Source organism: Streptomyces sp. NPDC028308 (assembly GCF_055565855.1).
The window spans coordinates 354,303-380,239 of sequence record NZ_JBVHTO010000009.1; the positions used below are offsets into that span (position 1 = coordinate 354,303).

The 25,937-nt window shown below is 73.9% G+C and carries 20 protein-coding genes; 17 read left to right on the forward strand and 3 right to left on the reverse strand.

What is annotated here, in order from left to right:
- Positions 1-56 precede the first annotated feature (56 nt).
- Entirely contained in the window at positions 57-2,483 is a 2,427-nt protein-coding gene (locus tag ACZ4VA_RS22635; RefSeq protein WP_468082429.1) for a cell division protein PerM, read from the forward strand.
- 22 nt (positions 2,484-2,505) lie between these two features.
- Here ACZ4VA_RS22635 and ACZ4VA_RS22640 read toward each other — a convergent pair whose 3' ends face one another.
- Entirely contained in the window at positions 2,506-3,381 is an 876-nt protein-coding gene (locus ACZ4VA_RS22640) for a hypothetical protein (RefSeq protein ID WP_356243030.1), read from the reverse strand.
- 464 nt (positions 3,382-3,845) lie between these two features.
- On the opposite strand from ACZ4VA_RS22640, the gene purN reads away from it, so the two are divergent.
- Positions 3,846-4,466 carry a phosphoribosylglycinamide formyltransferase gene (gene purN / locus ACZ4VA_RS22645; protein ID WP_355781064.1) on the forward strand — a complete coding sequence of 207 codons (621 nt, stop codon included), beginning with the start codon at positions 3,846-3,848 and terminating at the stop codon, positions 4,464-4,466.
- Entirely contained in the window at positions 4,463-6,025 is a 1,563-nt protein-coding gene (purH, locus tag ACZ4VA_RS22650) for a bifunctional phosphoribosylaminoimidazolecarboxamide formyltransferase/IMP cyclohydrolase (protein WP_355781067.1), read from the forward strand. The genes purN and purH overlap by 4 nt, the downstream gene beginning before the upstream one ends.
- A 122-nt stretch (positions 6,026-6,147) precedes the next feature.
- Here the strand turns inward: purH and ACZ4VA_RS22655 are convergent, their stop codons facing one another.
- Entirely contained in the window at positions 6,148-6,747 is a 600-nt protein-coding gene (locus tag ACZ4VA_RS22655; RefSeq protein ID WP_355781069.1) for a hypothetical protein, read from the reverse strand.
- 268 nt (positions 6,748-7,015) lie between these two features.
- Here ACZ4VA_RS22655 and ACZ4VA_RS22660 point away from each other — a divergent pair, with 268 nt between their 5' ends.
- From ACZ4VA_RS22660 to ACZ4VA_RS22700, 9 genes are all read left to right on the forward strand, one after another.
- A complete protein-coding gene (locus tag ACZ4VA_RS22660) occupies positions 7,016-7,870 on the forward strand; it encodes a bifunctional methylenetetrahydrofolate dehydrogenase/methenyltetrahydrofolate cyclohydrolase (RefSeq protein WP_355781071.1) in 855 nt (284 codons plus the stop codon).
- Positions 7,871-7,988: 118 nt separating this feature from the next.
- Positions 7,989-8,456, forward strand: coding sequence for a DUF3017 domain-containing protein (locus ACZ4VA_RS22665; protein WP_355781079.1), 468 nt, complete (start codon positions 7,989-7,991; stop codon positions 8,454-8,456).
- A gap of 325 nt (positions 8,457-8,781) precedes the next feature.
- The gene (locus ACZ4VA_RS22670; RefSeq protein WP_389391201.1) at positions 8,782-9,954 is read left to right on the forward strand and encodes a sensor histidine kinase; all 1,173 of its coding nucleotides are present in this window, start codon (positions 8,782-8,784) and stop codon (positions 9,952-9,954) included.
- A gap of 58 nt (positions 9,955-10,012) precedes the next feature.
- Positions 10,013-10,681, forward strand: a complete 669-nt coding sequence (locus ACZ4VA_RS22675; RefSeq protein ID WP_356170101.1) for a response regulator transcription factor — start codon at positions 10,013-10,015, stop codon at positions 10,679-10,681.
- A gap of 757 nt (positions 10,682-11,438) precedes the next feature.
- Positions 11,439-12,551 (forward strand): XRE family transcriptional regulator, encoded by a 1,113-nt coding sequence (locus ACZ4VA_RS22680; protein WP_389391202.1) that lies wholly within the window; start codon positions 11,439-11,441, stop codon positions 12,549-12,551.
- A gap of 440 nt (positions 12,552-12,991) precedes the next feature.
- Entirely contained in the window at positions 12,992-13,981 is a 990-nt protein-coding gene (locus tag ACZ4VA_RS22685) for a malate dehydrogenase (RefSeq protein WP_355790700.1), read from the forward strand.
- 210 nt (positions 13,982-14,191) lie between these two features.
- Complete coding sequence (locus tag ACZ4VA_RS22690; protein WP_468082430.1) at positions 14,192-15,931, forward strand: hypothetical protein; 1,740 nt, start codon at positions 14,192-14,194, stop codon at positions 15,929-15,931.
- Positions 15,928-16,287, forward strand: coding sequence for a hypothetical protein (locus ACZ4VA_RS22695; protein WP_452921657.1), 360 nt, complete (start codon positions 15,928-15,930; stop codon positions 16,285-16,287). The genes ACZ4VA_RS22690 and ACZ4VA_RS22695 overlap by 4 nt, the downstream gene beginning before the upstream one ends.
- 163 nt (positions 16,288-16,450) lie before the next feature.
- A complete protein-coding gene (locus tag ACZ4VA_RS22700; RefSeq protein WP_356170113.1) occupies positions 16,451-17,482 on the forward strand; it encodes a hypothetical protein in 1,032 nt (343 codons plus the stop codon).
- A 20-nt stretch (positions 17,483-17,502) separates the two neighbouring features.
- On the opposite strand, the gene ACZ4VA_RS22705 is transcribed toward ACZ4VA_RS22700, so the two are convergent.
- Complete coding sequence (locus ACZ4VA_RS22705) at positions 17,503-18,423, reverse strand: helix-turn-helix domain-containing GNAT family N-acetyltransferase (protein ID WP_355794380.1); 921 nt, start codon at positions 18,421-18,423, stop codon at positions 17,503-17,505.
- Between the two features lie 261 nt (positions 18,424-18,684).
- Between ACZ4VA_RS22705 and ACZ4VA_RS22710 the strand changes: the two genes are divergently transcribed.
- The 5 genes from ACZ4VA_RS22710 to ACZ4VA_RS22730 all read left to right on the forward strand — a co-directional run bounded on the left by ACZ4VA_RS22710 (position 18,685) and on the right by ACZ4VA_RS22730 (position 25,926).
- Entirely contained in the window at positions 18,685-20,205 is a 1,521-nt protein-coding gene (locus ACZ4VA_RS22710; RefSeq protein WP_389391206.1) for an aldehyde dehydrogenase family protein, read from the forward strand.
- A gap of 169 nt (positions 20,206-20,374) precedes the next feature.
- Positions 20,375-21,907 (forward strand): GMC family oxidoreductase, encoded by a 1,533-nt coding sequence (locus ACZ4VA_RS22715; RefSeq protein WP_468082431.1) that lies wholly within the window; start codon positions 20,375-20,377, stop codon positions 21,905-21,907.
- A complete protein-coding gene (locus ACZ4VA_RS22720) occupies positions 21,904-23,001 on the forward strand; it encodes a quaternary amine ABC transporter ATP-binding protein (RefSeq protein ID WP_356170121.1) in 1,098 nt (365 codons plus the stop codon). Before ACZ4VA_RS22715 ends, ACZ4VA_RS22720 begins: the two co-directional genes overlap by 4 nt.
- Positions 23,001-24,959, forward strand: a complete 1,959-nt coding sequence (locus tag ACZ4VA_RS22725; protein WP_356170124.1) for an ABC transporter permease — start codon at positions 23,001-23,003, stop codon at positions 24,957-24,959. Before ACZ4VA_RS22720 ends, ACZ4VA_RS22725 begins: the two co-directional genes overlap by 1 nt.
- Position 24,960: 1 nt before the next feature.
- Positions 24,961-25,926, forward strand: a complete 966-nt coding sequence (locus ACZ4VA_RS22730) for an ABC transporter substrate-binding protein (RefSeq protein ID WP_356170127.1) — start codon at positions 24,961-24,963, stop codon at positions 25,924-25,926.
- Positions 25,927-25,937 lie beyond the last annotated feature (11 nt).

Below are 25,937 nucleotides of genomic sequence, written 5' to 3' on the forward strand. Positions count from 1 at the left end.
GAGCGACACATCCGGGGTTTGCCTGTTACGGGGATAAAGCGCGTGTCGTTGGCAGCATGGCGTGCGTGACCCATCTGACCGACCGCAGTTCGTCGTTGTCGTACCTGCGCCTCAGGTGGCGCGACCGATCCCCGGGCCTGGGCACGGGCGCGCTGGGCGGCGCCCTCGCGGCGGGGCTCGGCCTCGGCTCGCTCGCCGTGCTCGTCATGGTGCTGTGGATCAGCTCCCCGTATCCGGACAGCGGGCCGAGCGGCGCCCTGCACGTCGCCGCGGCCCTCTGGCTGCTGGCCCACGGTGTCGAACTCGTCCGCACCGAGACCCTCTCCGGCGTCCCCGCCCCCGTCGGCGTGACCCCGCTGCTGCTGGTCGCGCTGCCCGCCTGGCTGCTGTACCGGGCGGCGCGGGACGCGGTGGAGTCCGTGCAGGTCCCCCGTACGGCGTGGGCCGGTGTGGTCGTCGGCTATCTCGCCGTCGGCGGTCCGGTGGCGCTGTACGCGTCGGGCGGGGAGCCGCGTCCTTCCTGGATCTGGACCGTGCTGTGCCTGCCGGTGCTGGCTGCCTCCGCCGCCGGGGCCGGGGTGTGGGCGGCTAACGGCCCTCCGGAGGGGCACCTGCCCCCGGCCGTGCGCCGTGGGCTCGGCCGGCTTCCCTCCGGCGTACGCCGTCTCGTCCTCGCCGTCGTCGCGCCCGAGGAACGGGACAGGCTGGCGGCCGTGCTGCGGGCGGCCGGTGCGGGGGCGGCGGCCCTGGTCGGCGCCGGCGCGCTGCTCGTCGCGGTCTCCCTGCTGTGGCACGGGGGGCCGGCCCGCGCCTCCTTCGCACAGCTCACGGGGGTGTGGTCGGGGCGCTTCGCGGTCCTGCTGCTGTGTCTCGCCCTCGTGCCGAACGCGGCGGTGTGGGCGGCGGCGTACGGGCTCGGGCCCGGGTTCGCGCTGGGGGCGGGGCAGGTGGCGGCGCCGCTGTCCGACGCGGTGACAGGGCCTCCGCTGCCGCCGTTCCCGCTGCTGGCCGCGGTTCCGCAGGACGCGGGGACGCCGCTGGGCTGGCTGGCCGCGGTGGTTCCGCTGGCCGGCGGGGTGACCGTGGCGTGGTACGTGGCGAGATCCGCCTCCCGGGAGCGGGCGGCGGCCTGGCCCTGGCGGCGCACGATGGGTATCACCGCAGCCGCCGCCGCGGTGTGCGGGCTCGTGCTCGCGCTGCTCGCCGGAGCCGCGGGCGGACCGCTGGGCGTGGCCGCCCTGGCCCGGTTCGGTCCGGTCTGGTGGCAGGCCGGGGGCGCCGCCGCCGGGTGGACCGCCCTGGCCGGGATTCCGGTGGCGCTGGTCCTGCGGGGCTGGTGGCTTCGGGAGCCGCGCGAGCAGGAGCAGCAGCCGGCCGCCGCCGAGCCGAAGCGGACGGTGCCGGTCCCGGCCCCGAAGCCGGGGCGCAAGTCGAGGCGGAAGCAGGCGTCGAAGGGCCCCTCGACGGGAGCCCCGACGCCGGGGAGCCCGGCGAAGCGTGAGCCGGTGGTGCCGCCCCCGGCGGTACGGGACCCGGGCGGCCCCGGTCGGGAACCGGCGTCCGGGGTGGGGGACGTGGGCAACCCCGGTCCGGAACCGGCGGCCGGCGCGGTACGGGACGCGGGCAACCCCGGTCCGGAACCGGCGGCCGGCGCGGTACGGGACGCGGGCACAGGTGCCCAGGGAACGAAGGCGATGGCGGACCTGTACTCGGGACCGGGCGAGGCCGGGACGCTGAAGGACGCGGCTTCGGGCGAGCCCGGCGTGGAGCCCACGGAGGCACTGAGACCGGCACCGGCACCAGCACCGGCACCAGCACCGGAGCCGGGGTTGAGGTCGGAGTCGGCCTCGGCCTCGGCCTCAACCTCGGCCCCGGCCCCGGGCTCGGAAAAGTCGCCCGTACCCCCTGCTGTAACGCCGGAGCCGGCCCCGGTCACGCCCTCAAACGCGCACCCAACCTCGGCCGCGACCTCGGACGCGCACCCGACCTCCGCCGTAACCGCGACCTCAGACGCGCCCTCTCACCCGGCTCGCAACGAGGCGACCCCGAACCGCGATTCAGCCCGCGAAGCGGCGACCCCGACCCGCAACCCGGCCCCCGACCCGGCGACCCCGAACGCCACGCCCCCCGGGGACGCGACGCAGCACGACACGGCCGGTCCCGGGGAACCGGAGTCGACCGGCGGGGCGGCCTCACGGGGGCGTACTCCGAGGACGGCCGAGCCGGCGGCCGGTTCCTGGTTCGGGCGGAGGAAGCGCCCGCGTCGCGGACGGGACGGTGCCCGCACCCCCGAGCGGGACACGGGACGGCGGACGTCCCGGTCGGCATCCGTACCGGTGGACGACGATCCCGATCTGGCGCCGTACGACCTGCTGCCGTCCGACGCCCCGGGCTGGCACGACGACGCGTCCCGCGCCTCCCGCTGGGCGGCCCTGAAAAAGGCGGCGGCGCCCGCGGACCCGCCGTCGCGCCCCGGGTCCTGACCGGACCCGGGACCGCCGGGCGTCAGCCCGTGCCGAGGATTCCGCGCAGCTCCTTGGGGAGCAGGTCGTCGCAGGACTTCTTGGCCGTGGCGGTGAGGGCGTCGTTCGTGCAGGTGTAGTAGTCGCTGTAGACCAGCTGGGCGGTGAAGGTGGCGGCGACCATGGCGAGCGCCAGGGACGCGGTGACCAGGCCGCTCACCGCGGCGCTCGTCTGCGGCCGGGCGGGCTGCTCGGGAGCCTGGGTGCCCGGCTCCGGGGTGCGGGGCTTGGCGCGGACGGAGCTGACACCCCAGTACATGGCCAGCGCGCCGAGCAGCAGGGCCACGTACGGCCAGCTGAAGAGCGCGAAGAAGAAGGCCCACATGCCGGAGAGCAGGGAGTAGCGGGCGCGGCGCTGGGCCGGGTCCGCGGGGTCCCAGCGCATGCCGCTGCCGGAGCCGCCGGGTCCGCCCTCGCGGTTGTCGCCCTGGCCGCCGTTCTGGCCGCCCTGGCCGGGGGCGCCGGGGCGGTCGCCGAAGCCGCCGCCCTGCGCGGGCCCGGGCTGGCGGTCGCTCCACTGGCTGCCCCAGGGGGAGCGCCCGCTCTCGTCCTGGTCGCCCTCGGCGCCGCCCTGGTCGGCGGGCCGGCGGGGCTGCCACGGCCGGTCCGGGGTGCCCTCGGGCGGCGGTGCGAACGGGTTGTGGTCCCCGTCGGACCCCGAACCGGAGTCCGCACCCGAGGAGTCGCGTCCGCCGGAGGAGTCACGCTCGCCCGAGGAGTCGCGGCCGCCCGAGCCGTCGCGCCCGCCGGTGGACCCGGGCCCGGGGCTGGGGGCGTCCCCGTTCTCCTGCGGCGACATGGGCGAAGGGCGCCGCTCGCGCAGCAGGAGCGGAGGGAGTCGGAGACTGCGGTCCGGCATCAGGTGTGCGTCTTCCCCTAAGTGGTTCTGGCGGGCGGGGTGGCCGCGAGCTCTGCGCTCACGGCGTCCGCCCCGGGTGTTCGAGGCCGGGGCTCGCGCCCCGGCGGTCCGGGTCCGGGACTCTCGCCCCGGGGTGTGCGGTGCGGGACTCGCGTCCCGGGCACCCGTGCCCGCGACACTCGGCCGGGGCCCGGCCCCGACGTGACGTCCGGGACCCGCGCCCGGGCAGGCGTGCCCGTCCAGGTCAACGTCCCACGTGTGCGGGGCGTTCCCCGCGTCGGGCGGCGTTCCCGGGACGGAGCCTCACCGCACGCTACCTTCCGGCCCCGCCCCCGTCCCGTGGGGGCCGCCCGGTGTGCCGGTATCGTTGCTGCCGGTCGGCCGCTTCGTAGACTTCCCCGTATCCCGGGGCGCGAAGCATTCGTACGACCGTACAAAACGCTCCCCCGAGAAAGGGCCCCGCCGTGGCCAAGGCCAAGCGCCTCGTCGTGCTGGTCTCCGGATCAGGCACGAACCTCCAGGCACTGCTCGACGCCATCGCGGCCGAGGGCGCCGAGGCCTACGGAGCCGAGATCGTGGCCGTCGGCGCGGACCGGGACGGCATCGTCGGTCTGGAGCGCGCCCGGCAGGCCGGACTGCCCACCTTCGTGTGCCGGGTCAAGGACCACGGGACCCGCGAGGAGTGGGACGCGGCGCTCGCCGAGGCGACGGCCGGCTACGAGCCGGACCTGGTGGTCTCCGCCGGGTTCATGAAGATCGTCGGCAAGGAGTTCCTGGCCCGGTTCGGCGGACGGTTCGTGAACACGCACCCCGCACTGCTGCCCAGTTTCCCGGGAGCCCACGGCGTACGCGACGCGCTCGCGTACGGCGCGAAGGTCACCGGATGCACCGTCCACTTCGTCGACGACGGCGTCGACACCGGCCCGATCATCGCCCAGGGCGTGGTCGAGGTGCGGGACGAGGACGAGGAAGCCGCTCTGCACGAGCGCATCAAGGAAGTCGAGCGAAGGCTGCTCGTCGATGTCGTGGGGCGGCTCGCCCGCCACGGCTATCGCATTGAGGGACGAAAGGTAGTTATCCAGTGACCGCCGACAGCAACAAGCGGCCCCTTCGCCGGGCGCTCGTCAGCGTCTACGACAAGACCGGTCTGGAAGAGCTGGCCCGCGGGCTGCACGAGGCCGGGGTCGAGCTCGTCTCCACCGGCTCCACCGCATCGAGGATCGCCGCCGCGGGCGTCCCGGTCACCAAGGTCGAGGAGCTGACCGGCTTCCCCGAGTGCCTGGACGGCCGTGTGAAGACCCTGCACCCGAAGGTGCACGCGGGCATCCTCGCCGACCTGCGCCTTGAGGACCACCGCCGGCAGCTCGCCGAGCTGGGCGTGGAGCCGTTCGACCTCGTCGTCGTCAACCTCTACCCGTTCCGCGAGACGGTCGCCTCCGGCGCCTCGCCCGACGAGTGCGTCGAGCAGATCGACATCGGCGGCCCGTCCATGGTCCGCGCGGCCGCCAAGAACCACCCGTCGGTCGCCGTCGTCACGAGCCCCGCCCGGTACGGCGACGTCCTGGCCGCCGTGAAGGACGGCGGCTTCGACCTCGCCACCCGCAAGCGGCTCGCGGCCGAGGCGTTCCGGCACACCGCCGCGTACGACGTGGCCGTCGCCTCCTGGTTCGCGGACGGGTACGCCCCCGCGGACGACAGCGGCTTCCCCGAGTTCCTCGGCCACACCTACGAGCGCAAGAACACCCTGCGCTACGGCGAGAACCCGCACCAGGGCGCCGCGCTGTACGTCGACGGCACGGGCGGCCTCGCCGAGGCGGAGCAGCTGCACGGCAAGGAGATGTCGTACAACAACTTCACGGACACGGACGCCGCGCGCCGTGCCGCGTACGACCACGACGAGCCCTGCGTCGCGATCATCAAGCACGCCAACCCGTGCGGCATCGCGGTCGGCGCGGACGTCGCCGAGGCGCACCGCAAGGCGCACGCCTGCGACCCGCTGTCCGCGTTCGGCGGTGTGATCGCCGTCAACCGTCCGGTGTCGAAGGAGATGGCGGAGCAGGTCGCCGAGATCTTCACCGAGGTCATCGTGGCGCCCGGGTACGAGGAGGGCGCGCTGGAGGCGCTCACCAAGAAGAAGAACATCCGGGTGCTGCGGGCGGACCGCGGGCCGGCCAACCCGGTCGAGGTCAAGCCGATCGACGGCGGTGCGCTGCTCCAGGTCACCGACCGGCTCCAGGCCGACGGCGACGACCCGGCGAACTGGACCCTCGCGACCGGTGAGGCGCTGAGCGCGGACGAGCTCGCCGAGCTGGCCTTCGCCTGGAAGGCGTGCCGTGCGGTGAAGTCGAACGCGATCCTGCTCGCCAAGGACGGCGGCTCGGTCGGCGTCGGCATGGGCCAGGTCAACCGCGTGGACTCCGCGAAGCTGGCGGTCGAGCGGGCGGGCGCCGAGCGTGCCCGTGGCTCGTACGCGGCCTCGGACGCGTTCTTCCCGTTCCCCGACGGCCTGGAGATCCTCACCGCGGCCGGGGTCAAGGCGGTCGTGCAGCCCGGCGGTTCGGTCCGTGACGAGCAGGTCGTCGAGGCCGCCGAGAAGGCGGGCGTCACGATGTACTTCACCGGGACGCGGCACTTCTTCCACTGACCCGCGCGCGTCGGGCGGATCACGTACGACGGCGGCCTCCGGCACTCCCCTTCGGGAGGGCCGGAGGCCGCCGTCGTGTGCGTGTGCCCCGTACCGTGGCCGGCCGCGGTACCCGCCTGCCGTCAGTACCGCGGGCGGTTGAACCAGGCGGCGCCGTCCTCCTTGCCGACGAACACCGCGATGAGGATCGCCATCACGGTGTGCGCCAGGCCGATGACGATGAACGGGTAGATGCCGAGGATCGCGGTGAGGATGCCGAAGACCAGGATGGTGACGCGTACACCGTTGCCGCCGCTGCCGACCTTCACGCCGAGCCAGATGGCGAGGATGCCCCAGGCCAGCACCGCGACGGTGACGCCCCACAGCACGCCGGCCGAGTAGTCGGCGAGCTGCTGGAACTGGACGTCGTCCTTGAGGGTCTCGTCGTTCTTCGCGGCGGAGACGGCCACCGCGGACAGCGCGATCAGGATGGCACCGAGGATCTGCAGACCGCCGATGACGAAGAGCATCACGCGCGCGGCCTTCACCCCGCCCGGGATCACGGCCGGGCCGCCGGGGTAGCCGCCCGGGTAGCCGCCGCCGTACGGCTGCTGGACCGGCGGGGCCTGCGGGTAGCCGTAGCCGGGCTGCTGCTGCGGCGCGCCGCCCTGGGGATAGCCGTAGCCGGGCTGCTGACCGCCCTGCGGGGGGCCGTAGGGGTTGTTCGGGTCGCCGAAGCTCATGGCGGGGTTCCTCCGATGCCTGATGCGGGGACTACGCGCGGCACGGTTCGGAGGAGAGTTCTACAGAGCGGTCCGTCCCCCCGGTACTGCCCGCGGCACTGTGCGGCTCATCGTTCTAAAACTTTCGCTCATTTGTCCAGCGGTCATCCATATGTGTTGTGCAAGTGCAACATCCATGATCTTGGCGGACCCGCGTGGTAGAGGGCCGCGCGGCGGCAAGGGGAGCCCGGATTGGAACCGGGGCCGGGTCATCCGCGAGGATGGGGTCATGACCGCCCAGATTCTCGATGGCAAGGCCACCGCAGCCGCGATCAAGTCCGATCTGACCGCCCGCGTGGCGGCCCTCAAGGAGAAGGGCGTCACGCCCGGCCTGGGGACCGTCCTGGTCGGCGACGACCCCGGCAGCCAGAAGTACGTCGCGGGCAAGCACCGCGACTGCGCACAGGTGGGCATCGCCTCCATCCAGCGCGAACTGCCCGCCACCGCCACGCAGGAGGAGATCGAGGCGGTCGTCCGCGAGCTGAACGAGGACCCGGCCTGCACCGGCTACATCGTCCAGCTCCCGCTGCCCAAGGGCATCGACGAGAACCGCATCCTGGAACTGATGGACCCGGACAAGGACGCGGACGGCCTGCACCCGATGAACCTCGGGCGGCTGGTGCTGAACGAGCCCGCCCCGCTGCCCTGCACCCCGAACGGCGTCCTGACCCTGCTCCGCCGCTACGGCGTGGAGATCAAGGGCGCCGAGGTCGTCGTGGTCGGCCGCGGCGTGACCATCGGACGCCCGATGCCGCTGCTGCTGACCCGCCGCTCCGAGAACGCCACGGTGACCCAGTGCCACACCGGCACCCGTGACCTCTCCGCCCACCTGAAGCGGGCCGACATCATCGTCGCCGCGGCCGGTTCCGCGCACCTGATCCGGCCCGAGGACGTGAAGCCCGGCGCCGCCGTGCTCGACGTCGGTGTCTCGCGCAGCGCCGAGGGCAAGATCGTGGGCGACGTCCACCCCGGCGTCGCCGAGGTGGCCGGCTGGATCTCCCCGAACCCGGGCGGCGTCGGTCCGATGACCCGCGCGCAGCTGCTCGTCAACGTGGTCGAGGCGGCGGAGCGCAGTGTCGGCTGACGGCAGGCCCGAGAACGCCGCGCCCGCCGAGGGCTCGGCCGCGGGTCCCGAGGCCACGACGGCCACGGACGGCACCGGCACGGCGGACGCGGGCACCGGGGACACGTCGGGCGCGAGCATCGACGAGGTGATCGGCACCAGCGCGGAGCCGACCGTCCGGGACGCCGTCAGCGCGCCGGACGCCCAGGGCAGGCCGCGCCGCACCACCCGGCGCTTCCCGCTGTTCACGCGGGACACCGCGCGGCCCGAGGGCGGCGGCCGGGCGGCACCCCGGGACGCTCCCGCGCCCGCCCGCCAGTGGCCGATCCTCGTCGTGCTGGCCGGCGTCGGTCTCGGTCTGCTGCTGACCGCGTTCGACGCGTTCCGCGCCGGCACCATCCTGATCGGCGTGGCCCTGCTGGCCGGTGGCGCGCTGCGCTGGGCGGTGCCCGACGTGGGCATGCTCGCCGTCCGCTCCCGCTTCACGGACATGGTCACGTACGGCGTGCTGGGCGTGGCCATCGTGCTGCTCGCGCTGATGGCGCAGCCGAATCCGCTGCTGGAGATCCCCTTCCTGGACGACACGCTGCACTTCACGATCCAGTGAGCGGCCGGTGGCCCGCACTTTCCCCCGGAGAGTGCGGGCCACCTGCGTCACCGCCGGTCCCGGAGGACGTCCGTGGTCCCGGCGGCACGGGCCCCGGCGCCGAACTCGCCCCCCGCGGGCTCCGGTTTCCCCTCGGACGCGGCGGGTGCCGGTGACCACCGCCCGCGTCCTGCCCCCGAACGTAGGCGCCGCCGCCCGCGCCACGCGTCCACCGGTGGTCCGAACTCCGGCCGCACCCGCGGTGGTAGCCCCCCGGTTCCTGCAACTTCCGCGGTACCGCGGAAGGTTGACGCCGCTGTCCGGGAGGCGGCGTTACGCTGCGGCGATGCGCATCCGGCCGTCCCGTCCGTTCGCCGTCGACACGCTGATCGCGGTGGCCATGGTGACCGTGGCCGTCCTGCTGGGCGGGGAGTCGGTGCGCCAGGGCTGGCCCGCGCTCGACGGACCCGCGTACGCGCTGGTGGCCCTCGCGCATCTGCCGACGGCGTTCCGTGGCAGGGCGCCGCTCGCCGTCTTCGCCGTGGTGGAGGCCGCCGCCGCCGCGTACATCACCACAGGCCACTGGCCGGTGGTGTGCACGTTCGGGCCCATGCTCGCCCTCTACACGGTGGCCTCGCTGCGCCCGGCGCGGACCACGGCCGTCTGCGCGGGTCTGCTCGTCGCGATGTGGGTCTACGCGGGCGTCGTCAGCGAGAGCGGCGCCATGGCGTCCGTCGTCGGCCAGGCCCTGCTCTTCTCCGCCGTGCTGTGGCGCTTCGGGTACGTGGCCCGGCGGTCCGCCGAGCTGACGCGTGAGCTGCGCGCCGAGCAGGCCGAGCGGGCCCGCCGCGAGGTGGCCGAGGAACGCGGCCGTATAGCGCGGGAGTTGCACGACGTCGTCGCCCACCACATGTCGGTGATCTCCGTGCAGGCGGGCCTCGCGCGTTTCGTGTTCGACTCCGATCCGTCCACCGCCCGCTCGGCGCTTGGCACCATCACGCAGACGAGCGCCGAGGCCCTCGACGAACTGCGGCGCATGCTCCAGGTGCTGCGCGAGGAGGACCTGCGGGACCCGGACGCCCGCCCCGCCGCCCCGATGCCCGGCCTCGCCCGGCTCGGCGAACTGGTCGAGCGGGTCCGGGCCGGCGGCGTCCCCGTCGACCTGCGCGTCGAGGGCACGGCGCGCCCGCTCGCTCCCGGCGTCGACCTCTGCGCCTACCGCGTCGTGCAGGAGGCGCTCACCAACGTCCTGAAGCACGCCCGCGGCGCCGGGGCCACCGTCGAAGTCGCCTACGGACGCCACGATGTGACGGTCCGCGTCACGGACGACGGGCAGGGGGTGATTCAGGACAGAGTCCCGGCTGTCGGCGGGCACGGCTTGATCGGCATGCGGGAGCGCGCCAAGCTCTACGGCGGGACGATCAGCATCGGCCCGCGGAGCGGGGGCGGGTTCGCCGTGCGGCTGACCCTCCCCACGTCGGGGCAGGCCGCACGCCAGGGGGACGACCGGACGCCATGAGCGGATCACGCACGCGCAGCGGAGCCGGCCTCCACGCCCGGCGGAGAAGGCGCACCGGATGACTCGGGTGCTCGTTGTCGACGACCAGTTCCTCATCCGGGCCGGTCTCGTGGGGCTGCTGGACGCGGCCCCCGGCTTCGAGGTGGTGGGGCAGGCGGCCGACGGCGACGAGGCCGTGCGGCTCGCGGCCGAGACCCGGCCCGACGTCGTCCTGATGGACATCCGGATGCCCGGCACCGACGGCATCCGGGCCACCGAGCGCATCCTCGCCGAGGCCGCCGAACCGGCCCCGCGCGTCCTCGTCCTGACCACGTTCGACCTCGACGAGTACGTGTACGGGGCGCTGCGGGCCGGTGCCTCCGGGTTCCTGCTCAAGGACTCGGGGCCGGAGCGGCTGCTGGCGGCGGTGGCCGCGGTGGGCGGCGGCGACGCGCTCTTCGCGCCGAGCGTCACCCGCCGCCTGGTGGAGGCCTTCGCCCGGCAGGGCGGCTCCGCGTCCGGCGGTGAACCCCCGCCGGATCTCGCCGCGTTGACCTCGCGCGAGAGGGAGGTCCTCGAACTCACCGCCCGCGGACTGTCCAACCTGGAGATCGCCGACCGCCTCTACATCAGCGAGGCCACCGTCAAGACGCATCTGAACCGCACCATGACCAAGCTGGACCTGGACAGCAGGGCCCAGGCGGTGGTGGTGGCGTACGAGTCGGGGCTGGTGACCCCCGGCGGCTGAGCCGCCCAGCCGGGACCGAAGCCGGCGTCCGCCCGGCCGGGACCGAAGCCGGCGTCCGTCCGGCCGGGTCCGAAGCCGGTGTCCGCCCGGCCGGTCCGAGGCGGCCCCCGTCCGGCGGGCGGGACCCGCGCCCGGGGGCGGGGTGACCGCGGCCCATCCTCTCCCCCGAGTAAGGACGAGCCGCGGCCGGGCGGGTGTTCCGCCCGGGTTCCACACTCACGCACGGTGAGCGCCCTGTTCAACAGCAGACCCTTCGCTGTGGCACGGAAGTGACCATTCCGCCACGGTGTCCGCGCTCCGCAACGGGAACCGCCCTCACCGGGCCCGGCCACCCGGTCCCGGTCCCGCCGCCGTCGCCGGTGTGCGACTGCTGGTGCATCCGGTCGGTTCCGGGACCCAAGTGACCGCGCAAGCGCTCCTCTTGTGCCGCTGTGCGGTCAAGTTCGGGATCCGCCGCGACGGCACCCCGCGGCGGGGCTAGCGTGTCCGACCGGGGCGGTCCGGGACCCCCTGTGCGAGGGACAGGGGTTCGGGAACGCGGCACGGCCGCCGTGGATGGGCCCTGGACCGCCGGCCGGCGGCGTGCGACGGTGCGAGGACCGCCTCGAAACGCTCCCGTGCGCCCCCGCCCCGGGAACTGAGAGCCTCGCCCGGAGCATCCCTGTGGGTAGCCAGAACGGGGACTCGGCACAGGGCGCCTCGCGCGGGAAGGCGCGGCGGAGATCAGGCTCGTACGGGGGGAAAAGAGGGGGAGGCAATGCCTCGTTGGAAGGCCCTGCCGGATGAACTCGATCCGCAGGTCAAGGAGTTCGCGGGTCAGCTGCGCAGGCTCGTCGACCGCGGCGGGCTGAGCGTCGCGGCGGTGGCGGACCGCACCGGGTACAGCAAGACGTCCTGGGAGCGGTATCTGAACGGCCGGCTGCTGGCGCCCAAGGGGGCGATCGTCGCGCTGGCCGAGGTCACCGGCACCAGCCCTCTGCACCTGGTCACCATGTGGGAGCTGGCCGAGCGCGCCTGGAGCCGCTCGGAGATGCGCCACGACATGACCATGGAGGCGATCCGGATCTCCCAGGCGCGCGCCGCGCTCGGGGAGTTCGGGCCGCCGCCGGGCAGCGGTACGGGCGGCAGACAGGCCCGCAGGGGCGGCAGCGCGACGGCTACACCGGGGATCGCCGGACCGGCCGGGGTGATGCCCACGGTGCCGCCCCAGCCGTCGTCGCGGGACGTGGAGGACGCCTCGCGGGGGTCCGGCGGTGACGGGGCGCGCGGCTCCGGCGGGTCCGGGCGCGGCGGTGGGTGGGGGCTCACCGGTCCGCCGCCCCGCCCGTCCGCGCCGGCCGACACCCGGCCGCCGGACGGCGGTTCACCCGACGGCGCCCGGCGCAGGCGGCGCGTCACGATGTTCCTCGCGGGCACCGTCGGCACGCTCGCGGTGATCGCGGCGGCCGTCCTGCTCAGGGACGGTGGCGGGGACGGGGGGAACGAGGGCGCGCCCAGGACGCCCGCCGCCTCCGCGAGCACCCGCGCCGACCTGCCGGCCGGGGTGAAGTGCAGCGGCAAGGGCTGCACCGGCAAGGACCCGGAGAGCATGGACTGCGGAGGTCAACTGGCCAGGACCACCAGCAGCGTCACCGTCGGCGCGACCCTCGTCGAGGTCCGCTACAGCAAGACCTGCGGCGCCGCCTGGGCCCGTATCACCCAGGCGGCACAGGGCGACCGGGTCGAGGTGTCCTCCGCGGCGGCGGCCGCGCAGCGGGGCTCGGTCGACGGGGACACCGACGCGTACACCCCGATGGTGGCCGTGCGGGACGCCGGTGACGCGAAGGCCTGCGCGACCCTCAAGTCGGGGCAGAAGGGCTGCACTCGGTAGGCGTGACGGCGTACGCGGGGGCGCGCGCGGTGCCCCCGCGCGCTGGTGTGCGGAAAAACATCGCCGTACGGGGGAATGGCCCACGCCGGGCGGGGCAGGCGAACCGTACCCCCACGGGATCCGGTTGCGTTCGGGAGACAGACCCCCCTTCCCGGCCACCCCGGTACCCCCCGGCGGCCGCCGCGTCCCCCTCTCCCGGACGGGCGGCCGCCTCTTTCGTGCCCCGTACGGCGGCTGTGGGACGGGCCACACGAGACCCGGCCGTACGGCGCCGCGGATGCGCGATAGCCTGACCGCGGATCTCTCTTGACGCCGAGAGATCGATCATCTGTACCCCTGATCGATCATTGCGGCGGTCGGCGCCGGCCATCCGGGCGGCGGCGGGGATCCTGCACCCGGGGCAGGGACGCCCCACCGCCAGCTGTCATACGGAGAACGCCATGACCCGCACTCCCGTGAACGTCACCGTCACCGGCGCGGCCGGCCAGATCGGCTACGCACTGCTCTTCCGCATCGCCTCCGGCCAGCTGCTCGGCGCTGACGTTCCGGTCAAGCTGCGCCTGCTGGAGATCACCCCGGCGCTCAAGGCCGCCGAGGGCACGGCGATGGAGCTCGACGACTGCGCCTTCCCGCTCCTCCAGGGCATCGACATCACCGACGACCCGAACGTCGCCTTCGACGGCACCAACGTCGGTCTGCTCGTCGGCGCCCGCCCCCGCACCAAGGGCATGGAGCGCGGTGACCTCCTGGAGGCCAACGGCGGCATCTTCAAGCCGCAGGGCAAGGCCATCAACGACCACGCTGCGGACGACGTCAAGATCCTCGTGGTCGGCAACCCGGCCAACACCAACGCCCTGATCGCCCAGGCCGCCGCCCCGGACGTACCGGCCGAGCGCTTCACCGCGATGACCCGCCTGGACCACAACCGCGCGCTGACGCAGCTCGCGAAGAAGACGGGCACGACGGTCGCCGACATCAAGCGCCTGACCATTTGGGGCAACCACTCCGCCACCCAGTACCCGGACATCTTCCACGCCACGGTCGCCGGCAAGAACGCCGCCGAGACCGTGAACGACGAGAAGTGGCTCGCCGAGGACTTCATCCCGACCGTCGCCAAGCGCGGTGCCGCGATCATCGAGGCCCGCGGCGCGTCCTCGGCCGCGTCGGCCGCCAACGCCGCCATCGACCACGTGTACACGTGGGTCAACGGCACCGCGGACGGCGACTGGACCTCCATGGGCATCCCGTCGGACGGCTCCTACGGCGTCCCGGAGGGCCTCATCTCCTCCTTCCCGGTCACCACGAAGGACGGCTCCTACGAGATCGTCCAGGGCCTGGACATCAACGAGTTCTCCCGCGCCCGGATCGACGCCTCCGTCAAGGAGCTCGAGGAGGAGCGCGAGGCGGTCCGCGGTCTCGGCCTCCTCTAGGCCCCGCCCAGCCGGCTCACACTCCGTCAGCCCCCACCGGGAAGCACTCCGGTGGGGGCTGACGCATGCGTACGGAAAGTACGTATCGAACGTATGTGCTTTGTCGGCATATGGGCACTGGAACGGGAGTAACCCTCGCTATCGTCGTGACGGACGGTCCGCCGGGGGTTCACCGGCGGGGCCGGGGGAGACATGGCGGGGGTGGTCCCGTTGACGGGATCGGATCGGCGGTACGCGCACAGCGAGTCCACGCGGCTGCTGTGCGCCGGGGTACATCTGGACACGCGGTTCAGGGCGCGCGTCATCGACGAACTCATCGGACACGAGGAGCGGCCGGCCGCTCCGTCGCTGGGCGTCGACGTCGTCTCGGTGCTCGCGCACGCCGTGCGGGCACGGCAGCAGGAGGTGTCCACCGCGCTGTTCCTGTGCGCGGTCTGGGTCGTCTTCCTCGCGGCGGAGGCGGCGATGGCGGGGCACGCCATGGAGTCCGCCGGAGAGCCGGTCCCCGGCCTCGCGGAACTCGACGCGCTGCTCAGCGCCTCCACCGTCTTCTTCTACGCGGGCGTGTGCGGGCTGCTCTGGGCGGCAGGGGCGGCCTCGGGCGAGGGCACGACCATGTACGCGGTGAGCCGTGCGGAGTCCAGGCGGCTCCGGCTGCCCCGGCGGGCGACCGCCTGGGGGCTCACGCTGCTGGCCCGCGGCCTGGAACTCGTCTACTGGGGGTACGCGCTCCACCGGCTCCCGGACGATCCGTTCCCGCTGCTCTTCCCGCTCGCGATCACCTTCGCCACCTGGGTGCACCGCTCCCGCGTGGCCGAGGTGATGCGCACGGAATTGGGCCGGGACGCCTTCCCCGGTACGGCGCCCGCGACGCCCGCCGGGAGCGAGCGCCAGGTGCGGGTCGCCCGCGCCATCACGTGGGAGCAGCACGCGGGCGTCGCGCTCTACGACGCCCACCGGCCGTTCGTGGGCGCCGGGAAACCGCACGAGCCCTGGTCGTTCGCCATGGAGATCACCCCGGCCAGGCGGCTCGGGCGCCTGAACGGGGGCCTGCCCGACGGGTACGGCGGCGGTCTGCCGGACGATCACGAGGCCGATGACGACGAGGCCGGCGGCCCGGCCCGGGTGCGGCTCACGAACCGCCAGATCATCGACCTGGTCCGCCCGAAGCTGGAGGCGCTGCGCGAGTCGGCGGCGCTGACCAGCCGAGACCGGCTCAAGGACCTGGAGATCGAGGAGTTCGTCTACCTGCCCTCCGGGGTCGGCCGCGGCGAGGGGGTGTACGACGCCGCCTCGGTCCGGACGCACGTCGAGGGGGCGGTCGACGAGGGCGGCGAGGCGCGCCGGCACTTCCTCCGGGTCCGGGTCGGCGCCTGGCACGAGCAGGTGGTGGTCTCGGTGCTGGTCCGCGTCCACACCCAGGGCCGGATGCTGGTCCTGGAGGTCGTGCCGCACGTCCTGGGCCCGATCGCGGAGGAGTACCGGCACGTGGACCTCATCGCGGCCCGCCGCGAGGACGAGGCGCTGCGCGAGGGCGTACGGACGCTGCTGTCCGGACCCGCGACGAACGTCGTGGCCGGGATCTCCGCCGTCCGCACCCTCGCCCAGTGCCTGCGGACCTGGCTGGCCCACCCCGAACAGGCGCCGCCCGACGCGCCGTTGCTCTCCGTGCGGGAGCTGGGCAGCACGGACCGGCTGTCACTGTTCCAGGAGATGGACGTCAGCCGGTACGTCAAGACGGTCGAGGACCGCATCGCGAGCGGGGTGCGCGAGGCGCTGCGGCGCAGCGGCTGCGAGACGGGCAGTTTCGAGCAGAACATCGTCAACGTCGCCGCGGGCGGCCAGTTCATCGGGCAGATGAGCGGCGGGACCGCGGTGGGCCGGATCAGCAGGAGCGCCGTCACGACAGGCGGCGGGGGCGCGGTCTACGGGGAAGGGGACACGGGATGAGCGACGGCACGGGAGGGCGGGTCGGCCGGATCGACCGCAGCGCGGTGAGCTTCGGCGACCACGGCAGGGCCGAGTACCGCGAGGCACCGCGGACGGCGGCCGACGAGGCGACCGAGGCGCTGCTGGAGGCCGTCCGCACCCTGCGGGAGCATCTGCCGCTGCTCACGCGGACCGAGGGGACGGCCGTACTGGACGGTGAACTCGCCGTCGTACAGGGGGAGATCGAGCGGACCGGAGAGGTCGATCCGCAGCGGCTCGGACGGCTGCGGCTGCGGCTGGAGACCGCCGCAGCCGCGGTGGCCGGGCTGGCGTCGACGGCGGCCGTGGTGCAGGCGATCGCGCAACTCGCGCGCTAGGACCAGCTGTTCGGGCCAAGGGGGTCCGTGGCGGGCGGGCGTCCGGTGGCCGTGGTGCCGCTGGGAACGGCTGCCGCTGCGGCACCCGGGGTGATCCGAGGGGCACCCCGCCGGTCAGGCCCGGGTCGCGTGCGATCGCGGGGGGTGAGGAATGGGGAACGACATGCGACAGCGGTGGGACGCCGACGGCCAGCGGTGGGTGGACGACGACGGAGCGGGCGGGTCGGCCGGACGGCCGGGCGGTGCCGGGCCGGCGCGGGACCCGGAGCGGGAGGGCGGCGGGCCGGACGGCGCGGGCCCGGGCGGGGCGGCGCGGGATCCGCAGCAGCAGTGGTGGGCGTCGGCGCAGACGCAGTCGGCCGTGTTCCCGCAGCCCCCGCCGCCCCCTCCTCCGCAGGGGCAGCCGCAGGCCCCGCCGCAGCCCCAACCCCCTTACGCGGGGCCGCAGTCGTGGGGTGCACCCGTGCCCGGCACCGGTCCGCCACCGCCCGGGCCGGGCAGCCCACGCAGGCTGCTCCTCGTCATCGTCGCCGTGGCGCTGCTCGCCGGGGGCGTCGGCGGCGGGGTGTGGGCGCTGAACCGCGACGACTCCACCGACCGGGCTGGCGGGGCGCGGTCGTCGGTGACGGTGACCGCCACGCAGGGGGTCCCCTCGGCCCAGGGATCGGGGAGCGAGGAGGGCGGGGGCACCCTCGCGGAGGGCGGGTCGCCCACGGCGAGCCCTTCCGCGTCACCGTCCCCCGGCTACAGCCGGTCGGTGGACGCCGTCGGCTACACGGTCGACGTGCCGGAGGGCTGGGTCCGCTCGGTGGACCGGCGCGCGGGGAAGCCGTCCGTCGTCCACTACACAGCCCCCGGCGGCGGCGCCGAGCTGGAACTGTTCGAGGTCATCGAGAGCAGCCCGGCCGACTCGCTGTACCAGGCCGAGAACGACCCCTCGTTCGGGTTCGTCACCAAGCTGGCCGGCTACCGCGTCCTGGACCGGCAGTCCGGTGACGACTGGGCCGAGATCGGCTACCGCTACGACGACGTGCAGGACGGCGCCCTCCAGGTCGTCGACCACCGCTTCCAGGCGGCGGACGGCACGGCGTACGCGATCCGCTCCGTCGGCGCCGAGGGGACGGACGTGCTGAGTCCGCTGCGGGCGGCGCTCAGTTCGTTCTGCCCGACGGGCGCGAGCTGCCCGAGCGCCTGACCGGCCGGCCGCGCGACCCGTCAGCCCGGGATACGCGAACCCGGCCGGCCCGGCGTGCGGCCGAGGCGCTTCTCGAACCAGTGGGCGGCGTAGACGTTGTCGTCGTAGCGCGGGATCTCCGTGTACCCGCAGGCCCGGTACATGGCCTGGGCCTCGGTGAGGACGGCGTGCGTGTCGAGCCGCACGGTGCCGAGGCCGCGTTCCAGGGCCTGGCGCTCCAGCTCCCGCAGGATGCGCCGGGCCAGTCCGAGCCGCCGCGCGTCCGGGGTGACCCACACGTGCCGGATCTCGCCCACGCCTCGTCCGAGCCGGCGCAGCGCCCCGCACCCCACGGGCCGCCCCTCCTCGTACGCCACGACGAAGGCGCCCGCCCGGCCCGAGACCTCGGTCGGCCGGACCAGCGCCGAGGCGTCGAAGCCCTCCGGGAAGCGCGCGTCGAGGTCGGCCGCGTACGCCGCGAGGCACGTCCGCGCGTCGCGGGAGGCGCCGTCGACGACCTCGACGGCGATGGCGGCGAGCCGCAGCAGTCGCTCGGTGACGGCGACGGCGGCGGTCAGCTCGCCGCGCTGCTTCTCGCTGAGCCCCCGCAGCAGCCCGGCGGCGAGCCCGTCGGCCCGCCGGTTCTGCTCCGTCACCTCCGCGCGCCCGGCGGCCGTCAGCTCCGCCACGCGCAGCCGGCTGTCGTCGGGGTGCACGGTCACCCGGATCAGTCCCTGGGCCTGCAGGGTCTTGGTCATCCGGCTCAGGTACCCGGCGTCGAGCCCCAGCCTGCACCGCAGTTCCCGCAGCGAGGTGCCCTCGCCCACCTCGAAGAGCAGGCGCGCCTCGCCGAGCGGACGCTCCCGGCCGAGGTAGTGCTCGTCGAGCGCTCCGACCCGCCGGGTGAAGTACCGGTTGAAGCGGCGAAGCGTCCGTACGTCGTCCACTGAGACTGGCTCCATATTTCTTTGACCTTAGTCAAAGAAAAGGCCGTGTGTCCATGGCTGCGCGGGGGCGCAGGGCCGCGAAAGGGCCCCTGAGTGGCACGGTATGCCCCGTTTCGCCGGGCGGTGACCCCATTTCCCGTGGTTATTCAGTGACCCCGCGCACTTTCGGCCAGGGGTTCGCATGCATGAGGGGCCGATGGGCAGGTGCTCACGGCCCCCAAGGGTGACCGAGCGTGACGCAGGGGCAGGAAACAGGAACGGAAGGCGATGCCGCTCATGGCGCGACAGACCGAACGACAGGCACAGCAGACCATCCACGCGGGCGGGCAGTGGCGCGACGCCGCTTCCGGTGCCACGCGCGAGATCCTCGATCCCGCGGATGCCGAGCCGTTCGCCTTGGTCGCGGAGGGTGACGAGAAGGACGTGGACCTGGCGGTCGAGGCCGCCCGGCACGCCTTCGACGAGGGGCCCTGGCCCCGCACCCCCGTCGCCGAGCGCGCGGCCCTGCTGCGCCGCGTCGCCGACCTCCTCGTGCGCGACCGCGAGGAGCTGGGGCTCCTGGAGAGCCGCGACGCGGGCAAGACCGTCGAGGAGGGGCGCGTCGACATCGACTGCGTCGCCGACGCCTTCCGGTACTTCGCCGACCTCGTCGTCGGGGAGGGCGGCGGGCGCGTCGTGGACGCCGGCTCCGCGGACGTCCACAGCGTCGTCGTGCACGAGCCGGTCGGCGTCTGCGCACTGATCACCCCCTGGAACTACCCGCTGCTCCAGGCCAGTTGGAAGATCGCTCCGGCGCTCGCCGCGGGCAACACCTTCGTGGTCAAGCCGAGCGAGATCACCCCGCTCACGACGGTCGCCCTCGTGGAGCTGCTCGTCGAGGCCGGACTCCCCGCCGGGGTCGCCAACATCGTCACCGGCCCGGGCCACACCGTCGGCGCGCGGATGGCCGAACACCCCGGCGTCGACCTGGTCTCCTTCACCGGCGGCCTGGTCAGCGGCACGAAGGTCGCACAGGCCGCCGCCGTCACCGTCAAGAAGGTCGCCCTGGAACTCGGCGGCAAGAACCCCAACGTCGTCTTCGCCGACGCCTGCGCGACCGAGGAGGGCTTCGACACCGCCGTCGACCAGGCGCTCAACGCCGCGTTCATCCACAGCGGCCAGGTGTGCTCGGCGGGCTCCCGCCTCATCGTCGAGGAGTCCGTGCGCGAGCGCTTCGTCGCCGAACTCGCCGCCCGCGCCGGGAGGATCAGGCTGGGACGCGGCACCGAGGACGGTGTCGAGTGCGGCCCCCTCGTCTCGGAGCAGCAGCGGGAGAAGACCGAGGCGTACGTCGCGTCCGCCCTCGCGGAGGGCGCGGTGCTGCGCAGCGGCGGCAAGCGCCCCGAGCCGTCCGAGGCCAGGCCGGCCACCGGCTACTTCTACGAGCCGACGGTCCTCGACGGCTGCCACCGGGAGATGAGGGTGGTCCGCGAGGAGGTCTTCGGGCCCGTCCTGACCGTCGAGACCTTCCGGACCGAGGACGAGGCCGTCGCGCTGGCCAACGACACCGAGTACGGGCTGGCCGGCGCCGTGTGGACCGCCGACGCCGGCCGCGCCCGCCGGGTCGCCGGACGCCTCAGGCACGGCACCGTCTGGATCAACGACTTCCACCCCTACCTCCCGCAGGCGGAGTGGGGCGGCTTCGGCAAGAGCGGCGTCGGGCGCGAGCTCGGACCCGCGGGCCTCGCCGAGTACCGCGAGGCCAAGCACGTCTACCAGAACCTCGCGCCGAAGCCCGTCCGCTGGTTCGCAGGCTGACACCGGCCCCGCCACCACCACCCGACCGGACCGCCCGACAGCGCGCACGCACCCCCAGCCGGACCGTCCCCCCGACACCGGCGCGCGCCGACCGGACCGTCCCCCCGACCGCCGCGCACCCACGACCGATTACGCGCAGCACCTTGTACGACCGGAGGAGCACCTCTTCATGTCCGAGCACGAGAACACGTACGACTACGTCGTCATCGGCGGCGGCACCGCGGGCTCCGTCATCGCGTCCCGCCTGACCGAGAACGCGGACGTCACCGTCGCCGTCATCGAGGGCGGCCCCAGCGACGTCGACCGCGAGGACGTCCTCACCCTGCGCCGCTGGATGGGCCTGCTCGGCGGGGAGCTGGACTACGACTACCCGACCACCGAGCAGCCGCGCGGCAACTCGCACATCCGGCACAGCCGCGCCCGGGTGCTCGGCGGCTGCTCGTCCCACAACACGCTCATCGCGTTCAAGCCGCTGCCGTCCGACTGGGACGAGTGGGAGACGGCGGGCGCGCAGGGCTGGGGCGCCGCCCCGATGGAGCCGTACTACGAGCGGCTCCTGAACAACATCGTGGCGGTGGACGAGAAGGACCGGAACGCCATCGCCCGCGACTTCGTCGACGCCGCGCAGACCGCGCTCGGCGTGCCGCGCGTGGAGGGCTTCAACAAGAAGCCGTTCACCGAGGGCGTCGGCTTCTTCGACCTGGCCTACCATCCGGAGACCAACAAGCGCTCCAGCGCGTCCGTGGCGTATCTGCACCCCGTCATGGACGAGCGGCCCAACCTGACGATCCTGCTGGAGACCTGGGCGTACCGGCTGGAGCTGGAGGGCACCCGCGCCACGGGGGTGCACGTCCGCGGCAAGGACGGCACCGAGACCCTCGTACGGGCCAGGAACGAGGTGCTGCTGTGCGCGGGCGCCGTGGACTCGCCGCGGCTGCTGCTGCACTCCGGCATCGGTCCCCGGCAGGACCTGGAGCGGCTCGGCATACCCGTCGCGCACGACCTGCCCGGGGTCGGCGAGAACCTGCTCGACCACCCCGAGTCGGTGATCGTCTGGGAGACCGACGGACCCATCCCCGAGAACTCCGCGATGGACTCCGACGCGGGCCTGTTCGTGCGCCGGGACCCCCGGCAGCCGGGCCCCGACCTGATGTTCCACTTCTACCAGATCCCGTTCACGGACAACCCGGAGCGCCTCGGCTACGAACGCCCCGAGCACGGCGTCTCGATGACCCCGAACATCCCCAAGCCGCACAGCCGCGGACGGCTCTACCTGACCAGCGCCGACCCGGCCGAGAAGCCCGCCCTGGACTTCCGCTACTTCACCGACGAGGACGACTACGACGGCCGCACGCTCGTCGACGGCATCAGGATCGCGCGGGAGATCGCGAAGACCGAGCCGCTGGCCGGCTGGCTCAAGCGCGAGGTGTGCCCCGGGCCCGACGTCACCGGCGACGAGGAGCTCGGCGAATACGCGCGGCAGGTCGCGCACACCGTGTACCACCCGGCGGGCACCTGCCGGATGGGCGACCCGGAGGACGAACTCGCCGTGGTCGACCCGCAGTTGCGTATCCGCGGACTCGACGGCATCCGGATCGCCGACGCGTCCGTCTTCCCGACCATGCCCGCCGTGAACCCCATGGTCGGGGTCCTCATGGTCGGCGAGAAATGTGCCGATCTGCTCGGAGGCGAGGCCCGATGACCGCGATCCTGGAAACCCCGCAGACCCCCGGGACGCCGGCGGACGCGTCCCCCGTGTTCTCCGTGCGCAACCTGTGGAAGGTCTTCGGCCCCAAGGCCGAGCGCGTGCCCGCCGATCCCGAGCTGGCCGCGCTGTCGCCCGCCGACCTGCGCGCCCGCACCGGCTGCACCGCCGCCGTCCGCGACGTCGGCTTCGACGTGCACAGGGGCGAGGTCTTCGTCGTCATGGGCCTGTCCGGCTCCGGCAAGTCCACGCTGGTGCGCTGCCTGACCCGGCTCATCGAGCCGACCTCCGGCGAACTGGCCATCGACGGCGAGGACGTGCTCGCCATGGACCGCGGGCGGCTGCGCGAACTGCGCCGCCGCCGGGCCGCGATGGTCTTCCAGCACTTCGGCCTGCTGCCGCACCGCTCCGTCCTCGACAACGTCGCCTACGGCCTGGAGATCCAGGGCGTCGGCCGCGCGGAGCGCCGCGAACGAGCCGCCGAGGTCGTCGCCAAGGTCGGCCTCGAAGGCATGGAGCAGCGCAGGCCCGGACAGCTCTCCGGCGGCCAGCAGCAGCGCGTCGGACTCGCCCGGGCGCTCGCCGTCGACCCCGAAGTCCTGCTGTTCGACGAGCCGTTCAGCGCGCTCGACCCGCTGATCCGGCGCGACATGCAGGAGGAGGTCATCCGCCTGCACCGCGAGGAGGGCCGCACGATGGTCTTCATCACCCACGACCTGAACGAGGCGCTGCGTCTCGGCGACCGCATCGCCCTGATGCGCGACGGGCGGATCGTCCAGCTCGGCACCCCCGAGGAGATCGTGGGCTCGCCCGCCGACGACTACGTCCGCGAGTTCGTCCGCGACGTGCCGCGCGAGCAGGTCATGACCGTACGGTCGGCGATGCGCGCCGCGTCCGCCGCCGAGGCGGGGCGCGGCCCGGCCGTCGCCCCCGGGGCGACGGTCTCGGAGGCCATCGAGGCCGTCGCCCGCTCCGGCTGCCCGGCGCGCGTGGTGGACGACGGCCGGTGCGTCGGGGTCGTCGACTCGGAGGCGCTGCTCGGAGTGGTGGCCGGCACGGACCGGTCCGGCGACGGCGAGGGGGCCCTCTGATGGCCACCGCCACCGCGCCCGTCGGCCATACGGGCCCGGCGGACCGGGCCAGGAACCTCCTGCGCCACCGGGCCGCCGGCAAGCTCCTGCTGCTCGCCGTGATCGCCGCCGTAGCCGTCCCGCTGCTCGACGCCCGCTGGTCGAGCGGCTCCTGGCCGCACGCGCTGACCGTCGACCTCACCGGACCGCTCGGCACGACCAGCGACTGGATCGTCGACAACCGCGACAGCCACCCGCTGTTCCTGTACTTCTTCGGCCACGTCAGCAACGCCGTCGTGCTCTCCGTGCGCGCCGTCTACCTGGTGCTGCTCGCGGCGGGCTGGGCCGGCGTGACCGCCGTCGCGGCCGCCGTCGCCTGGCGGGTCGCCGGGGTGCGGCTCGCGCTCGGCACGGCCGCCGCGTTCCTCGCCTGCGGGCTGCTCGGCATGTGGGTGCCGACCATGCAGACCCTGGCGCTCATGGTGGTCGCCGTCGTCGTCTCCGTCGTGCTCGGTCTGCTGCTCGGCCTCGCGGCGGGCCTGTCCGACCGCACCTTCCGGGCGCTGCGCCCGGTCCTCGACACCATGCAGGTGCTGCCCGCCTTCGCCTACCTGCTGCCCGTCGTGCTGGTCTTCGGGATCGGCGTCCCCGCGGCCGTCCTCGCCACGGTCGTGTACGCCGCCCCGCCCATGGCCCGGCTCACCGCGCTCGGCCTGCGCGACGCGGACACCGGCGTCATGGAGGCCGTCGCCTCGCTCGGCGCCACGGCCCGCCAGCGGCTGCTCACCGCCCGCCTGCCGCTGGCCCGCAAGGAACTCCTCCTCGGCCTCAACCAGACGATCATGATGGCGCTGTCCATGGCGGTCATCGCCTCCGTGATCGGCGCCGGCGGTCTCGGCGACCGCGTCTACCAGGCCCTCGCCTCCGTCGACGTGGGCGCCGCCCTCGCGGCCGGCATCCCGATCGTGCTGCTCGCCGTCGTCCTGGACCGGGTGACCGCCGCGGCGGGGGAGCGGCTCGGGGCGGACACCGAGGCGAAGGGCCCGCACTGGGCGTACCCGGTCGCCGGGGCCGTCGCCGTGGCGGTGGCCGGCCGGCTCGCGGGGCGCCTCGACTGGCCCGACGCCTGGACCGTGCACATCGCCGAGCCGGTGAACCACGCCGTCGACTGGATGACCGACCACCTCTACTCGGGCGTCCCCTACGTCGGCGGCACCGCCGACTGGGCGGGCCACTTCACCACCTGGGTCCTCGACCCGCTCCGCGACGGCCTGCAAGGGCTGCCCTGGTGGGCGGTGCTGCTGCTCGTCGCCGCCCTCGCCTGGCTGATCGGCACCTGGCGCACCGCGCTCACCGCCGTCCTCGCGATGGCCGCGATCGGTGTCCTCGGCGTCTGGAAGCCGTCCCTGGACACGCTCTCGCAGGTCCTCGCGGCCGTCGCGGTGACCCTGGTCATCGGCTTCGCGACCGGCGTCGCGGCCGCCCGCAGCGAACGTGTCGAGCGGGTGCTGCGCCCGGTCCTCGACGTCTTCCAGACGATGCCGCAGTTCGTGTACCTGATCCCGGTGGTGGCGCTGTTCGGCATCGGCCGGGCGCCCGCCGTGGCCGCGGCGGTCGTCTACGCGCTGCCCGCCGTCGTCCGGATCACCACACAGGGGCTGCGCTCGGTCGACCCGGCCGCGCTGGAGGCCGCGCGCTCGCTCGGTGCCACCAGCGGACAGCAGCTGCGCCAGGTCCAGCTCCCGCTGGCCCGCCCGGCCCTGCTGCTCGCCGTGAACCAGGGCGTCGTCCTGGTCCTGGCCGTCGTCATCATCGGCGGCCTGGTCGGCGGCGGCGCGCTCGGCTACGACGTCGTGTTCGGCCTCGCCCAGGGCGATCTGGCCACCGGACTGGTCGCCGGCGCGGCGATCGTCTGCCTCGGCCTGATGCTCGACCGGGTGACCCAGCCGACGCGGCGCCGCACCGAGAAGGGAGCGTGACATGTCCCGCACGCTGACGAAGACACGTATGACCGCCGCGCTGACGGTGCTGGCGCTGGCCACCGGCTGCGGCGCCGCCGACATGACGAAGCAGGGCTCGCCGTTCGCCAACGCCCGGGGCGCGAAGACGGTGACCCTGTCGGTGCAGTCGTGGGTGGGCGCGCAGTCGAACGAGGCCGTCGCGCAGTACCTCCTCGAACACGAGCTGGGCTACCGCGTCGACACCGTCCAGGTCGACGAGGTGCCCGCCTGGGACGCGCTCAGCCAGGGCCGCGTCGACGCGATCCTGGAGGACTGGGGCCACCCGGAGCAGGAGAAGCGGTACGTCGAGGACAAGAAGACGATCACCCGCGGCGGGAAACTCGGCGTCACCGGGCACATCGGCTGGTACGTCCCCACGTACTTCGCCGAACAGCACCCGGACGTCAAGGACTGGAAGAACCTGGACAAGTACGCGGACCGGATGCGCACCGCCGAGAGCGGCGGCAAGGGCCAGCTGCTCGACGGCTCCCCGTCCTACGTCACCAACGACAAGGCGCTGGTGGACAACCTGAAGCTCGACTACCAGGTCGTCTTCGCCGGGTCCGAGGCCGCGCAGATCACCCAGATCAAGCAGTTCGCCAAGGAGAAGAAGCCCTTCCTCACCTACTGGTACTCGCCCCAGTGGCTCTTCGAGAAGGTGCCCATGACGGAGGTGAAGCTGCCCGCGTACAAGGAGGGCTGCGACGCCGACCCGGAGAAGGTCGCCTGCGCCTACCCGCACACCCCGCTCCAGAAGTACCTCAACGCGGACTTCGCGAAGAAGGGCGGCAAGGCGGCGCGGTTCCTGAAGAACTTCCGGTGGACGACGGAGGACCAGAACGAGGTCTCCCTGATGATCGCCGACGACAAGCTGTCGCCCCAGGAGGCGGCCGAGAAGTGGGTCCGCTCGCACGAGTCGACCTGGCGGGCGTGGATGCCGTCCTGACCTCCGGTACC

Excerpts from the sequence above, each read along its gene's own strand:
- ACZ4VA_RS22635 (WP_468082429.1), top strand. The coding sequence starts at position 57 with ATGGCGTGCGTGACCCATCTGACCGACCGCAGTTCGTCGTTGTCGTAC.
- ACZ4VA_RS22640 (WP_356243030.1), bottom strand. The coding sequence starts at position 3,381 with ATGCCGGACCGCAGTCTCCGACTCCCTCCGCTCCTGCTGCGCGAGCGG.
- ACZ4VA_RS22655 (WP_355781069.1), bottom strand. The coding sequence starts at position 6,747 with ATGAGCTTCGGCGACCCGAACAACCCCTACGGCCCCCCGCAGGGCGGT.
- ACZ4VA_RS22660 (WP_355781071.1), top strand. The coding sequence starts at position 7,016 with ATGACCGCCCAGATTCTCGATGGCAAGGCCACCGCAGCCGCGATCAAG.
- ACZ4VA_RS22670 (WP_389391201.1), top strand. The coding sequence starts at position 8,782 with ATGCGCATCCGGCCGTCCCGTCCGTTCGCCGTCGACACGCTGATCGCG.
- ACZ4VA_RS22675 (WP_356170101.1), top strand. The coding sequence starts at position 10,013 with ATGACTCGGGTGCTCGTTGTCGACGACCAGTTCCTCATCCGGGCCGGT.
- ACZ4VA_RS22680 (WP_389391202.1), top strand. The coding sequence starts at position 11,439 with ATGCCTCGTTGGAAGGCCCTGCCGGATGAACTCGATCCGCAGGTCAAG.
- ACZ4VA_RS22685 (WP_355790700.1), top strand. The coding sequence starts at position 12,992 with ATGACCCGCACTCCCGTGAACGTCACCGTCACCGGCGCGGCCGGCCAG.
- ACZ4VA_RS22695 (WP_452921657.1), top strand. The coding sequence starts at position 15,928 with ATGAGCGACGGCACGGGAGGGCGGGTCGGCCGGATCGACCGCAGCGCG.
- ACZ4VA_RS22700 (WP_356170113.1), top strand. The coding sequence starts at position 16,451 with ATGCGACAGCGGTGGGACGCCGACGGCCAGCGGTGGGTGGACGACGAC.
- ACZ4VA_RS22705 (WP_355794380.1), bottom strand. The coding sequence starts at position 18,423 with ATGGAGCCAGTCTCAGTGGACGACGTACGGACGCTTCGCCGCTTCAAC.
- ACZ4VA_RS22710 (WP_389391206.1), top strand. The coding sequence starts at position 18,685 with ATGGCGCGACAGACCGAACGACAGGCACAGCAGACCATCCACGCGGGC.
- ACZ4VA_RS22715 (WP_468082431.1), top strand. The coding sequence starts at position 20,375 with ATGTCCGAGCACGAGAACACGTACGACTACGTCGTCATCGGCGGCGGC.
- ACZ4VA_RS22720 (WP_356170121.1), top strand. The coding sequence starts at position 21,904 with ATGACCGCGATCCTGGAAACCCCGCAGACCCCCGGGACGCCGGCGGAC.
- ACZ4VA_RS22725 (WP_356170124.1), top strand. The coding sequence starts at position 23,001 with ATGGCCACCGCCACCGCGCCCGTCGGCCATACGGGCCCGGCGGACCGG.
- ACZ4VA_RS22730 (WP_356170127.1), top strand. The coding sequence starts at position 24,961 with ATGTCCCGCACGCTGACGAAGACACGTATGACCGCCGCGCTGACGGTG.